Consider the following 13,422-nt stretch of genomic DNA (forward strand, 5'->3'; position numbering starts at 1 on the left):
TTTACGTTCGGTCAGAAAATCGAAGCAATCAGTCCCGCTTTCGGCAAACCTTTGTTAGTGGTTGTTTTTTCAGTAGTATTCATATTTTCTTATAATCAAATATTTGATATTATTTTCAACTTTTATTGATTTTGTTGGATTACCATTATGGTCAAACAGTAAATCTATATTTTTGTCCACAATGGTTTCATTTTCTATTCCTTGAAATTTGGTTGTTATTTTTTCCAGGTAATTATCTTCGTTAAATGTATAATAAATGTCAAACGGTCTTATCTCAGTTGCTGAGTTTGTATATTTTTCTTCTGTTCTTTGATGTGTGATTTTATGATTGCTGTCAACGAATGTCCAAGTTGTTTTAAATAAATTATTCTTACTGTTGAAATATTCTTCTGTATACAGTTGATTTGTTAACCATTTTTTGTGAGTTATAGAAATTGTATCTTTTTTATTTTCAACAACAACTCCTGTCCTTTCTACATTCGTATAATTATATGAGATGTTTGTTTCCATAAATGTAGAAGATGTTTTGGTTTTATACAAAATCTTTAAGCTGTCTAAATTTCCTGTACGGTTATAATTAACAGTAGTATTGCTTTTATAATTCTTGGGATTTTCAGGTTTATTTTTAGTTTGGTCAAATTGTTCATATTCTAAGACTGCTATTTTTCTTATTTGCCCTTTTAAAGCCCATTCATTAATTTCAGAATTTTCATTTTCACCAATTGAAATTTGGTTATTTCTTATTGGGTGAATACCATAATTTGCATCATAATCTGGGCTGCTAAAATATATGTTACCTTCTGAGCGTTCTCCACCATATTTATTTACAGTTAATAATACAGTGTCAAAGTCTAAGGGAATTTCTTTGCTGTCATATACAAAAACGGTGTCAGCAAAAGCATTATTTGAAAAGTCTTTTATTATTGAAAATTTTGAAATAGAAATCATTTCGCCATTTTCATGAGATATGAATTTTGCTATTGCATTTAGTGTTGCGGGTTTTGTTTTACTTACAGATTGTCCATAAGAAAAGGAAAAAAATAATAAAGAAAAAATTGTAATAAGTATTTTCATTTCTTTTCGTGTCGGAATTCTGATTTGAGGTTGTTTGTAAAATTACGCCTAGTGTTTTGGGTTTGCCGAGGTCGGAAACCGAAGAACAAAAGCTTAATTATGATTAAAGTTCAACTGAAACACTGCCGGTGAATTTTGCATTTCAGCCTTCCTCATGCAAAGCCCTTGTTAGCAGTAGTTTTTATTTTCATTTCGTTTATTTGCAATCGTCAATACAATACCATGCGTATGTTTAACTTTCATTTTTCAACTAAATAGCAGAGTATTCAATTTGTAGCCTCACCAGGGATCGAACCTGGATCTAAAGTTTAGGAAACTTTTGTTCTATCCATTGAACTATGGGGCCTCTTTAGATCAAATATATTAATATCAATTCAAAAATTAATAAGGAAGACCTATTTTTCTGTCTTTAAAATGTAAATTCCATTTTGGCTACATCAAAATCCAATTTGGCAACTCTGGCGTTTTTTTGATTGCAGACATTTGTATTGTAATTTTAATACAATAAAAAAATGAAAACAATTTTTATAACAGGTGCCTCAACAGGACTTGGAAAAGCAAGTGCAAAATTATTTCAAAGCAGAGGATGGAACGTGATCGCTACGATGAGAAATCCGGAATCTGATACAGAACTTAGAGCTTTAGAGAATGTAACAGTTCTTCCATTGGATGTAACAAATCCAGAACAGATCAAGTCTACTGTGAAAAAAGCACTTGAGATCAGCAATATCGATTTAGTCTTTAATAATGCCGGATATGGTTTAATGGGACCTTTAGAAGCCTTAACGGATGATCAGGTCGTTAAACAATTAAATACGAATTTATTGGGTGTAATCCGTGTTACACAGGCTTTCATTCCTTATTTCAGAGAAAAAAGAAGTGGAATGTTTATCACAACAACGTCTATTGGCGGGTTGATGGCGTTTCCATTAAGTTCTACCTATCATGCAACGAAATGGGCATTAGAAGGATGGAGTGAAAGTTTAGCTTTTGAACTGAATACTTTCGGAGTGGACATAAAAACAGTTTCTCCGGGAGGAATTAAAACAGATTTTATCAGCCGTTCTCTGGATATGGGAACTCAACCGGAATACGAACCTATAATCAAAAGTCTGTTTTCAAACTTGGAAGGGATGCTGGAAGCAGCTTCGGAACCGGAATTGATTGCCGAGGTTGTATATGAAGCAGCAACAGACGGGAAAAAGCAACTAAGATACATCGCAGGAAAAGATGCCAATGAATTGTATGAACAACGTCAGGAGTTAGGTGTTGAAGCATTCAGAGAGCAATTGGGAAAACAGTTTATATAAATTTTCCTTTTAAAACAGCACAGGTACAGTGTGAGCTGTGCTGTTTTTTCACTTAAATAATTCATACATTTATACTATGGAAAAGAAAGATAACAGCCCTTTGAAAATCTCATCCATTTCCGAGCTTCATCAGATATTGAGGGTGCCAAAACCCCTTCATCCATTGATTAGCTTGATTGACAATACTGAAATGAGTGTCAACAAGGAACTGCTTAACCGCAACTTTGTGATGGATTTTTATAAGATTTCCTATAAGTTTTCTGAGAATGGAAAAATAGGGTATGGGCAAGGGTACTATGATTTCAATGAGGGTGGAATGATGTTTACAGCACCTAACCAGATTTTATCTACTAATGAAGAAGCGAAATACCATGGATATACTTTATTGGTTCATCCTGATTTCATTCGAAATTACCCGCTAGGTAAAAGTATAAAGAAATATGGTTTCTTCTCTTATGACACCAATGAAGCACTTCATTTATCTGATAAAGAAAAGAAACTGATCGTGGGGTTATTGGATAATATTCATGGCGAGTTGGATACAGCGATTGATGAGATCAGTCAGGATGTCATCGTTTCTTATGTTGAGGTGTTATTAAACTATAGCAACCGATTTTATAAGCGCCAGTTCATAACACGTAAAACGGTTAATAGTGATTTACTTTCCAAAATGGAAAATTTACTTGAAGATTATTTTAATAAACAGGAGACTTTAACCGGCGGACTTCCTACCGTGGAGTTTTTAGCTTCGAAACTCAATCTTTCACCACACTATCTCAGTGATATGCTTCGTAATCTGACGGGACAAAATGCCCAACAGCATATCCACGAAAAACTGATTGAAAAAGCCAAAGAATATCTTACGACCACAAGTCTTTCAGTGGCAGAGGTAGCTTATCAGCTCGGATTTGAACATTCACAGTCTTTTAATAAGTTATTTAAGAAGAAAACAAATACCACTCCTTTACTTTATAAACAGTCTTTTAATTAAAATATCTTTTCAAAAATAGGAGTTATCTTCAATAAATATAACAGAGACCAGTCTTTATCCCATCGGGAGAGACTGGTTTTTTATTATATAAAATTCTGTTTCGATTTAATAATTTTTATTAAATGTTAAAATTTATTTAAAATTTGACATTTTTGATCTAACAAAATCCTATTTTTATAATCATAGGGTAGTGCTAAGGGATTTATTTTAAAGCTTGAGATGATAATTCATTTTTTGTAATTCTTATCAGACACAAATATTTTAATATGACGAAAAGTAGATATGTCCTGTTTATTCCAATATTATTGCTTTCTTGTGGCAAAAAAAAGGAACAGACAAAAGAGAAACCTATACAAAGTTATCAGGTATTAACTCTCACTCCGAGATCGGTAACAGTTTATAATGATTTCCCAGCCTCCATACAAGGTGAAAATGTAGTGGAAATAAAGCCCATGGTTTCTGGTTACCTCCAGGATATTTATGTTTCCGAAGGAGCCGCAGTAACTAAAGGACAGCTATTATTCCGGATCAAAAATCCCCAATATGAACAGGACATTGTTACAGCCAGGGGAGCTATAAAAATAGCAGAAGCCAACGTCAATACTGCCCGTATGAATGTGGAGAAAGCAAGACCTCTGGTAGAACAGGAAATTGTAAGCAAATATCAACTGAGTTCCGCTTTATATACTTTACAGTCACAAGAGGCTGCTTTGTCTCAGGCAAAAGCAACTCTTGCCAATGCTCAAACCAATCAAGGATATACCTACATCCGAAGTCCACAAAGTGGAACCATTGGTCTTATTCCTTATAAAATAGGTGCTTTAGTAAGCAGTACAACAACAGATCCGCTTACGACACTTTCCGACACCACAAGTGTTTTCGCCTATTTTTCCCTCAGTGAAAAACAGCTTCTGGATTTTATGAATACAATGAAAGGAAGTACGACGCTGGAAAAATTAAATAATATGCCTCTGGTCACATTAGTATTGGCTGATGGAACCGTTTATCCTGAAAAAGGCAAACTGGTAACAGCCAGCGGTGGCATAAACACGAGTACCGGTACTGCAACATTCAAAGCGATATTCGAAAATAAATTAGGTCTTATCCAAAACGGTGCAAGTGCTACGATCCGGATTCCTGTTAGTCTCGATAATGCTTTATTAGCTCCTCAGACGGCGATTTATCAAATGCAGGATAAATCATTCGTCTATCAGTTAATGAGTGGAAATAAAGTAATGAGTACTGCGGTAGTCACCTCACCTACAGACGACGGTAACTTTGCAGTGATTAAAGATGGTGTTAAAGTAGGAGATAAAGTTCTTCTTAACGGGCTTAATATCAGTGACAGCACGGTAGTAAAACCCATACCTGCCAATGCTGTTGAAGTGTACAGTACCATGAAAACCAAATCTAACTAAGAGGCCATGCTAAAGTTATTTATAAGACGGCCGGTATTAAGTACTGTGATCTCTGTCATCATTGTCGTACTGGGGATTTTAGGAGTGACCAGCCTACCGGTGGCTCAGTATCCTAATATTGCACCGCCTACCATTCAGGTTTCGACTTCCTATCCGGGAGCTAATACAACAACACTGATTAATAGTGTGGTTTTCCCACTTGAGCAGCAGATCAATGGCGTGGAAGGAATGACCTATATGACCTCATCAGCCAGTAATACAGGATCGGCAAGTATCACTGTTTATTTTGCAGTAGGTGTAGATCCTAATCAAGCTGCGGTAGATGTACAGAACAGAATAAGTACGGTATTATCCAAGCTTCCGCAGGCGGTAACGCAAGCTGGGGTAACGGTAAGGAAACAGCAAAGCAGTAATGTGCTGATCGTTGGATTGTACAGTGAACGCTCGCAATATGATCAGAAATTTTTACAGAATTATGCGGCGATCAATTTAGTTCCGCAGCTACAGAGAGCAAAAGGAGTAGGTGGAGCCAACATATTCGGTGGGGCAATGACCTATGCCATGCGGATCTGGCTGCAACCCGATAAAATGGCAGCCTATGGATTGGTTCCCGCTGATATTACGACAGCATTGAATGCACAGAATTTTAATGCTGCACCAGGTAAAATTGGTGATAACATGGCTCAGGCATTTCAGTATGATATTACCTATTCCGGTACGTTGAGCTCACTTGAGCAGTTTCAGAATATTATTATCAAATCAATTGGAACCGGACAGTATCTTTACCTTAAAGATGTTGCCCGTATTGATTTGGGAACCCAGACCTATACCAGTGCTACAGCCATTAATGGTAAACCTGCCGTTGCCATATCGATAAGCCAGACTCCAGGTTCCAATGCCCAGGAAGTGATTGTAGGAGCACAGAAAGTAATGGCTGATGCTTCAAAGAGTTTTCCTTCAGGGATCAAAATGATAGAGCTGGTTAATATTAATAACTTCCTTGGTGAAAGTATTGATAAGGTTCTCCATACATTGGTTGAATGTTTTTTACTGGTGTTTGTCGTGATCCTTATATTTTTACAGGACGTACGTTCTACCATTATTCACGGAGTTTCGGTTCCGGTGTCGATTATAGGAACATTCTTCTTTTTGTATTTATTTGGATACAGTCTGAATTTACTTACTTTATTTGCTTTGGTACTTGCCATAGGTATTGTGGTGGATGATGCCGTAGTGGTTGTGGAAGCTGTACACAGCAAGCTCGAACATGGATATACGTCCCCTCGTAAAGCAGCAATTGATGCAATGGGAGAGATTGCTCCGGCTATTGTTTCTATTACGCTTGTAATGGCTTCAGTATTTCTTCCTGTCACTTTCTTAGGAGGCTCTGCAGGGGTATTTTATAAACAGTTTGGTATTACACTGGCGATTGCTATTATGATCTCGGCAGTGAATGCACTTACTTTAAGTCCTGCTTTAGCGGCTATGTTTTTACGACCGCCAAAACATGAGGTGGAAGGAAGTAAAAGAGGCTTTTTGAAAAAGATAAAAGATGGTTTTAATTCTAATTATGACAAATTAATAAATAAATATATAGCCTCTGTAGGATTTCTGATAAGGAAAAAATGGCTGACAGCACTTCTTGTCGTCCTTTTTGGAGGGTTATTTTATGTGACGATTAAAAGTGTAGCCTCAAGTTTTGTCCCCTCAGAGGATATGGGAACTATTTTCGTTAACGTAACGCTTCCGGCGGCGGCAACTAAAGAAAGAGTACAGACCATAAACACTCAGATAGATCGTATTGCCCATACCATTCCTGAGGTACAGGCTTCAATGACGACATTGGGACAGAATCAGTTGGGAGGAAGCGGAAGTTCTTACGGAATGCTTATTTTAAGGCTTAAACCCTGGAGTCAGCGTCCCGGTGTTACCGATAAGGACATCATCCAGCAACTTACTGAAAAAACAAAAAACATACAAGGAGCTTCCATTAATTTTATGCAGCAGCCTACGATCAGTGGTTTTGGTACGAGTGGTGGATTTACATTTCAGATAGAAGACAGAGGTGGACATTCCATTGCTGACTTTTATGGGGTAGCACAAAACTTTTTAGCAGAATTAAATAAAAGAAGTGAAATTCAATATGCTGCTACGGCCTTCAATCCTAATTTCCCACAGTATGAAGTAGATGTTAATCTTGCCAAATGTGAGGACAATGGAATCCAGCCTGCAGATATTTTAAGTTTAATGAATGTCTACTATGGAAGTTCTTATATAAGTAATTTTACGGAATTCGGACAGCAGTATCAGATCATTCTTCAGGCTGATAATCCTTACAGAGGAACCATTGAGCAGATGAATAACATTAAAGTACGAACCAAAAGCGGAGTAATGAGCCCCATTTCAGAGTATATAACGATGAAAAAAGTATATGGACCATCATCCATATCGAGGTTTAACATGTATAATGCTATTTCAGTGAATGGTTCACCCAATATAGGCTTCAGTACAGGTCAGTCTATGGAAGCTATCAATGAAGTTGCGGCTAAAGTTCTGCCTCCGGGCTACAGTTTTGAATACAGTGGTATCAGTAAAGAAGAGCAGAGCTCAGGTTCTCAGGCTGGTATTATATTTTTGTTAAGTCTTTGTTTTGTCTATCTGTTGCTGAGTGCTTTGTATGAAAGCTACATTCTTCCATTAGCGGTAATCCTTTCGCTACCTGTTGGACTGAGCGGGATATTTGTTTTTGCTAAATTATTTGGGATTGATAATAATATTTATGTACAGATCTGTATGATCATGCTGATAGGACTCTTGGCGAAGAATGCCATTTTGATGGTAGAGTTTTCTTTAGAGAAGAGACACGAAGGAATGGGATTGCTTGAGAGTGCATTAGAAGGGGCAAAAATTAGAATACGTCCGATATTGATGACTTCATTAGCTTTTATTTTCGGTTTGATGCCTTTGATGTTTTCTACAGGTGTTGGGGCTAATGGAAATAAATCTATTGGGATAGGTTCTATCGGCGGAATGTTATTTGGGACATTACTCGGAATATTTGTGATCCCCGGACTCTATGTCATCTTCCAGGGATTGCAGGAGAAAATAAAAAGTAACAAATATGACGAAAATGATGAACTGATTGTTGATAATAAAAATAGCTCCTTACAATAGAAGTATGGTACATTGGAAAATAAAATATAAATTTTTTGTACAGGGAATCATTACCTCAGCTATACTTTATAGTTGTGATGTTACCAAACCGTATGTGAATAAACAGTCAGCTCCTGATAATTTGTATGGAAATACAGTAAAAGATACAACCTCTATAGCAACACTTTCCTGGAAAGAAATTTTTAAAGATCCTTTATTGCAACAGCTTATTACGGAAGGGATTGAAAATAACCTTGATCTGAAAACAGCTGTTACCAATCTGAAAGTGGCTGAAGCCAATTTTGTACAGAGTAAGCAGGCATTTCTACCTTCTCTTTCCGGAAATGCTTCAGGAGGAGAGTATCATCCCTCAAATTCACAGGCCGCGAATAATCAGGTTTATCAGTTGTATGCGTTATCCTCATGGCAGGCTGATATCTGGGGTAAGTTAAGAAGTACCAAAAGATCAATGTATGCCAGTTATCTTGCCAGTGAAGCATATAAGCAGGCGGTACAGACGCAGCTCGTTGCCAATATTGCCGTGACTTACTATCAGCTTCTGGCTTATGATGAGCAGCTGAAAATTGTTCAGCAGTCTTTAGAAGTTTATTCCAAGGATACAGAAACCATGAAAGTTTTGAAAAACAGTGATGTGGTGACAGGGGCAGCAGTAGTACAGAGTGCTGCTAATTACTATGCTGTAAAATCTACTGTTCCGGACATAAAGAATAATATCCGCCAGACAGAAAATACAATCTCTTTATTATTGGGCAGAACTCCAGGTCCTATTCAACGGGACTCACTTTTTAATGAGCAGATGTACAGTGAATTGTCAACGGGTTTACCTACCCAATTACTGGCCAACAGACCGGATGTTAAACAGGCTGAGTTACAACTGAGAAGTTATTTTGAACAAGTGAATGTTGCTCAGACAGCCTTTTATCCTTCATTAACGATAACAGCTCAAGGAGGTTTGTATGCTACACAGCTAAAGTCTTTTTTTAGCGCAGGTGCTTTTCTTGCTAATATTGTAGGAGGTTTAACGCAGCCTATTTTTAATAATGGACTTAATAAACAAAAGCTAAAAATAGCACAGGCCAATTATGAGGCTGCCGAATATAACTACAATAAAATACTCCTTACCGCGGGTCAGGAAGTTTCTAATGCACTCTATCAATATCAGATGGTAGATGAGAAAACATCTTCACGACAGGAGCAGATTGCCAATCTTGAAAAAGCGGTTCATTTTACGAAGGAATTATTAAAATACACCAGTGCAACCAATTATACAGATGTGCTGACTTCAGAACAAAGTCTTTTAAGTGCAAAACAAAGCGCAGTGACTGATAAACTTCAGCAACTTCAGGCGGTTGTTAATTTGTATGCTGCGCTGGGAGGTGGGTGGAAATAGATTCCATTTGTTTATTGTTCTTATTTATAATTTTCGAATGATTATATTGCATGCTTTGTTGCCAATGAATCACTTGAATTTATTTTTATGAAAAATATACTGTTTGCCTTTTTTGCTCTTATACAGATCACCGTCTATTCACAGAATAAGACTGGAAAAGATCATTTTAATATCGTAGTGCGGGAAGAAACAGGTGATTTAAATAATGATGGCCGTAAGGATAAATTAATTCTGGCTATGGATACTGTTGATACAACTGTTCCATTTAGATTGCAGATATTCCTTTCCCAGCCGGATGGAAAACTTAAGTTACATACCTCATCAACGGATATTATTGAAGCTCAGTATCCTGTTGAATTAAAGGGCAAGCACGCAGAAAATCAAACCCCGACTTTTAGTATTGAAAATGGAAACTTATACATCTTATCGGATATCAAAGATGGACATGCCGAGTATACATTCCGGTATAAAAATGGAAACTTCGATTTAATTAATGTATCAAAAGGGACTTGGGATGGTAAAAACTTAACCACAGAAACTGAAATTAATGTATTGACCGGACTTAGAACTGCAACGGTTAAAAGACTGGGATCAGAAGATATCGTTAAGGAAACTAAAAATAGAATTAAGCGAGAATCTCAACCCACATTACAGGACTTTAAAAAGTTCGAAAAAGAATTTGAATGATTAATGAATTCGATGCCAGTCCCTATTGTTGGGAATTTACAATATTCTCTAAAATAAATTTCGCTCTGTTCTCAACCGTTTCCAAAGGAACATCAATGGTTTGATACCCATAAATAGAGTAGGTATTTTTCATCGCATCATAAGTTGCAACAGCTTCTTCCCAGGTTTGTTTTCTTTCATCATCAGTTTCATAAATTTCCGGCCACGGCGGAAGAATGAAAACTTTAGGATTATAACGGTAAGTCTCGGTAATATCTTTCATGTCAGGAGAGATCACTAAGTCTATCATTTCAGCATAACAAAATGCATCTACAATCCCACGGTCAAAGAATACAATATTCCTTTTATCATTTGATATGGCTTTAAAACTATATACTGATGCATTGATCATGAGATGTGTATACAGTTCTTTATCTTTCCAGGGAAGACCATTACCATGATTTTGTACCTGTTCCTGTATGATCTTTCTGGCATCTTCCGATACAGTAAGGTATCCCATCTTTTCGAGTTGCTTGAGAATTGTTGTCTTTCCAACACCCGGACCTCCGGTTATTATATAAAAATTATCGTTTTGGTACTTCATAAATCAAACTTCTACCTAAGCTATTTCCTGGCTTTTATATTTATTTCTATAGTCTATAGGGGTTAATCCAGTAATTCTTTTAAATACAGTTCTGAAAGTTCTAAGATCATTATAGCCCATACTGTAGGTAACATCAGCAATATTATTCTCTCCGGCTTCCAGTGCTTTTTTTGCAGCCTCTACTTTTACCCTTTGAATATATTCTATAGGATTTAGTGAGGTCGCATTTTTAAATCGACGGATAAAATTCCTTCTGCTCATATTCACCTGACTGGCGACCTGTTCTACTGAGATCTCTGTAGTAAATTCCTTCTCTATATAGCTTTGAGCGATATGGATATCATGATCATCGTGCCGGCGTTGTCCGGAGAAAATCGTAAAAATATTCTGAGAGGTCCTTCCGTAATCGAGTTCATAATATTTACTTAAAGAAACCGATATCTCTTTGCCACAGTTTTTTTCTATAAAATACAAAAGGGCATTTAACGATGAAAATCCACCACCACCAGTAATGATCGCTTTTGAATGGGTGACCACATGATCCGGTTTGAAATCAATTAAAGGATACCTTTGCTGAAGATCTTCTATTGCATTCCAATGAGAAGTAGCAGGCATATTATCCAGAAGACCACTTTCGGCAAGGAAATAAGCCCCTGTACATAGACTAATGATCTCAGATTTCTGTTCGTACATTTTCTTGACCCAATCAATCAGTTTTGAGTTCTTAGATAATATAGTATTGATGTCCTCAGGTCCGGCCTTCATTGGCGGAATGATAACAACATCAGTGTCAAATTCATCAGACAGCGTTTTACTACAGCTAAATTGCATAGGCAGACTTGACTGTACATTTTTATGATGAACACCCACCAATTCTATCTGAAAGGGAGGTGGCATTCCTTTTATTAATGCTGCTTCATTGGCGCTGGTAAGTAGTGCTGTTGTAGTAGATAGTGCGGTAGGCATTGCATCTTCATACACTATTATTGAAATATGTTTCATAGGTAGATATGCTTGTGTACTCAAAAATACGTAAAAAAATGGCACAAAATACACTGCTTGTTGTCATTTAACCGTTGCGGATCCCGTTTCCAAACCTTCTAATTTTACATAAAAATCAGTTATGAAAACAATATTTGAAAATACAACCAGACAAGAATTGATCAAAAGGATAAATTCCCTTACGGAAAAGAATACAGCTCAGTGGGGAAAAATGAATCTTTATCAGATGACCAAGCACTGTACCATATGGAATGATTGGATTCTGGGTGTAGATAAGCAAGGTTATAAACAGGAATTTATGGGGAAAATATTTGGGAAAATGGCTTTAAGGAGCTTGGTGAAAAATGATAAACCAATGGATAAGAATATTCCGGCAGGAAATTTTGCCATCAAGGGACTAGATGGTAACCTTGAGCAACAGAAGAAGATATGGATGGAACAGATCGAGGCCTATGGAAATTATTCGAATCCCGATTTTATTCATAATTTTTTTGGAAGGATGAAACCTGATGAATTGGGTATTTTTGTATATAAACATATGGATCACCACCTGCGTCAGTTTAATGCCTGATTTAAACTGAAGTCTAATCATTATTTCTTCTTATATTGGTGTTTTAGAAATAAAATTAACCAATACCATGAAATATTTATCCTATCTCTTTTTTTTATTTTTAATGCTTGCGTGCAATGGTCAGGAAAAAGTAGATCTTTTCAAACTGAATTTAGATGAACCGATTGAAAAGATCGTAGACTTTAACGATAAAAATATGATCGGTGTAGAAACAGTTGAGTATGCATATGGCCTTTTGATAGAAATGGATAACCCGGGAAAATATACATTTGATGGAATTGATCTAAAGGGACAAAAAGTATTTCTTCAGATTAATTCTGAGCGGCTCAAAACAGATAGCATTACCAAGTTTGGTGGAGGGCACTTTGATATGAAGGGATTTAAAGACAAAACAGAGCTTGCTGAAATTTTAAAAGAATACAAAGCAGATCCTACCATTTATGGATTCAGAATGGAAATGCAAACACCAACTCTTAAAAAAGAGATCCTGAAAAAACTTGAAAGCCAATATGGAAAGGGGACCAAGAACCCTAATACAGATAATGGTCTGTATTGGAATGTGAGAAAACAGAATAAGTATATTTTCTATGCACCGGACTATGACAGGCTCATTATTTTAAATAAATCCAATCTATCTAAAAACTGCTATTGGGATAGCATGAATGGTCTTATTGATTTTGGAGGATGTGATCACGAAGCATACATTAAAGAATTAACGAAGAACAGGACAGACTCAAAGGATATTAAAAACAAACCGGTCTTAAAAATTGATAAGAACTGGAATATCAATGACCTTAGACTTGGTACATCAACTGAAGCTGATTTCGTTAAGTCTTTCACCAGCAAAAACTTTGAAAGAGTGATTACATTGAACCCCAAGGGAGGTTTACAGGAAGTTATGCATGAAAACAAATACAATAATTTCTATTTCTATTTTACAGCAGGTAAAAACGGAGAGAATGATCAAAAGAATAATATTTTAAAAGGCTATTCTATTAATGACTTTGAAGCGGTGGAGATATCATTTGAAAATCAGTTAAAAAAAGGAATGAAAGGAGAGGATGTAGTAAAGGTTATCGGTAAAAATGATATCATTGGCGATACCGGATTAAAGTATTCCAATTATTTAGAGATTAAAAACCCTACCTATAAAATCAATTTGATATTTGACGATAATAAACTGTTTTCAAGTATGTATGTTCTTAAAAAAGAGTAATTCTTA

Annotated in this window: 11 protein-coding genes and 1 tRNA gene; 8 read left to right on the forward strand and 4 right to left on the reverse strand. The window is 36.2% G+C overall.

What is annotated here, in order from left to right; all coding sequences use genetic code 11:
* Positions 1–69: 69 nt before the first annotated feature.
* Both NG806_RS04125 and NG806_RS04130 read right to left on the reverse strand, forming a co-directional pair.
* Complete coding sequence (locus NG806_RS04125) at positions 70–1,074, reverse strand: hypothetical protein (protein ID WP_261512069.1); 1,005 nt, start codon at positions 1,072–1,074, stop codon at positions 70–72.
* A gap of 274 nt (positions 1,075–1,348) precedes the next feature.
* A tRNA-Arg gene (locus NG806_RS04130) sits at positions 1,349–1,420 on the reverse strand.
* Between the two features lie 166 nt (positions 1,421–1,586).
* On the opposite strand from NG806_RS04130, the gene NG806_RS04135 reads away from it, so the two are divergent.
* The 6 genes from NG806_RS04135 (at position 1,587) to NG806_RS04160 (ending at position 10,044) form a co-directional block, all read left to right on the forward strand.
* The gene (locus NG806_RS04135) at positions 1,587–2,384 is read left to right on the forward strand and encodes an SDR family oxidoreductase (RefSeq protein WP_261512070.1); all 798 of its coding nucleotides are present in this window, start codon (positions 1,587–1,589) and stop codon (positions 2,382–2,384) included.
* A gap of 76 nt (positions 2,385–2,460) precedes the next feature.
* Positions 2,461–3,375, forward strand: coding sequence for a helix-turn-helix domain-containing protein (locus tag NG806_RS04140; RefSeq protein ID WP_214825430.1), 915 nt, complete (start codon positions 2,461–2,463; stop codon positions 3,373–3,375).
* A 266-nt stretch (positions 3,376–3,641) separates the two neighbouring features.
* On the forward strand, positions 3,642–4,793 hold the full coding sequence (locus NG806_RS04145) for an efflux RND transporter periplasmic adaptor subunit (protein ID WP_261512071.1): 1,152 nt from the start codon (positions 3,642–3,644) through the stop codon (positions 4,791–4,793).
* Between the two features lie 6 nt (positions 4,794–4,799).
* Positions 4,800–7,967 carry an efflux RND transporter permease subunit gene (locus NG806_RS04150; protein WP_261512072.1) on the forward strand — a complete coding sequence of 1,056 codons (3,168 nt, stop codon included), beginning with the start codon at positions 4,800–4,802 and terminating at the stop codon, positions 7,965–7,967.
* Between the two features lie 4 nt (positions 7,968–7,971).
* The gene (locus tag NG806_RS04155) at positions 7,972–9,357 is read left to right on the forward strand and encodes an efflux transporter outer membrane subunit (RefSeq protein ID WP_261512073.1); all 1,386 of its coding nucleotides are present in this window, start codon (positions 7,972–7,974) and stop codon (positions 9,355–9,357) included.
* 87 nt (positions 9,358–9,444) lie between these two features.
* Positions 9,445–10,044 (forward strand): hypothetical protein, encoded by a 600-nt coding sequence (locus NG806_RS04160; protein ID WP_261512074.1) that lies wholly within the window; start codon positions 9,445–9,447, stop codon positions 10,042–10,044.
* A gap of 22 nt (positions 10,045–10,066) precedes the next feature.
* Here NG806_RS04160 and NG806_RS04165 read toward each other — a convergent pair whose 3' ends face one another.
* Entirely contained in the window at positions 10,067–10,627 is a 561-nt protein-coding gene (locus NG806_RS04165; protein WP_261512075.1) for an AAA family ATPase, read from the reverse strand.
* Positions 10,628–10,642: 15 nt separating this feature from the next.
* Entirely contained in the window at positions 10,643–11,629 is a 987-nt protein-coding gene (locus tag NG806_RS04170) for a GlxA family transcriptional regulator (protein ID WP_214825422.1), read from the reverse strand.
* Between the two features lie 121 nt (positions 11,630–11,750).
* On the opposite strand from NG806_RS04170, the gene NG806_RS04175 reads away from it, so the two are divergent.
* Together NG806_RS04175 and NG806_RS04180 are read left to right on the forward strand one after the other, a co-directional pair.
* Complete coding sequence (locus NG806_RS04175) at positions 11,751–12,200, forward strand: DUF1569 domain-containing protein (RefSeq protein ID WP_261512077.1); 450 nt, start codon at positions 11,751–11,753, stop codon at positions 12,198–12,200.
* Between the two features lie 67 nt (positions 12,201–12,267).
* Positions 12,268–13,416 carry a hypothetical protein gene (locus tag NG806_RS04180; RefSeq protein ID WP_261512078.1) on the forward strand — a complete coding sequence of 383 codons (1,149 nt, stop codon included), beginning with the start codon at positions 12,268–12,270 and terminating at the stop codon, positions 13,414–13,416.
* Positions 13,417–13,422 lie beyond the last annotated feature (6 nt).

Origin of the sequence: Chryseobacterium paludis (assembly GCF_025403485.1) — a bacterium.
Taxonomy (GTDB): domain Bacteria; phylum Bacteroidota; class Bacteroidia; order Flavobacteriales; family Weeksellaceae; genus Chryseobacterium; species Chryseobacterium paludis.

What these genes read in the sequence shown, in the direction of transcription:
- NG806_RS04160 (WP_261512074.1), top strand. Translation starts at nt 9,445, where the DNA reads ATGAAAAATATACTGTTTGCCTTTTTTGCTCTTATACAGATCACCGTC.
- NG806_RS04125 (WP_261512069.1), bottom strand. Translation starts at nt 1,074, where the DNA reads ATGAAAATACTTATTACAATTTTTTCTTTATTATTTTTTTCCTTTTCT.
- NG806_RS04180 (WP_261512078.1), top strand. Translation starts at nt 12,268, where the DNA reads ATGAAATATTTATCCTATCTCTTTTTTTTATTTTTAATGCTTGCGTGC.
- NG806_RS04135 (WP_261512070.1), top strand. Translation starts at nt 1,587, where the DNA reads ATGAAAACAATTTTTATAACAGGTGCCTCAACAGGACTTGGAAAAGCA.
- NG806_RS04145 (WP_261512071.1), top strand. Translation starts at nt 3,642, where the DNA reads ATGACGAAAAGTAGATATGTCCTGTTTATTCCAATATTATTGCTTTCT.
- NG806_RS04155 (WP_261512073.1), top strand. Translation starts at nt 7,972, where the DNA reads ATGGTACATTGGAAAATAAAATATAAATTTTTTGTACAGGGAATCATT.
- NG806_RS04175 (WP_261512077.1), top strand. Translation starts at nt 11,751, where the DNA reads ATGAAAACAATATTTGAAAATACAACCAGACAAGAATTGATCAAAAGG.
- NG806_RS04140 (WP_214825430.1), top strand. Translation starts at nt 2,461, where the DNA reads ATGGAAAAGAAAGATAACAGCCCTTTGAAAATCTCATCCATTTCCGAG.
- NG806_RS04165 (WP_261512075.1), bottom strand. Translation starts at nt 10,627, where the DNA reads ATGAAGTACCAAAACGATAATTTTTATATAATAACCGGAGGTCCGGGT.
- NG806_RS04170 (WP_214825422.1), bottom strand. Translation starts at nt 11,629, where the DNA reads ATGAAACATATTTCAATAATAGTGTATGAAGATGCAATGCCTACCGCA.
- NG806_RS04150 (WP_261512072.1), top strand. Translation starts at nt 4,800, where the DNA reads ATGCTAAAGTTATTTATAAGACGGCCGGTATTAAGTACTGTGATCTCT.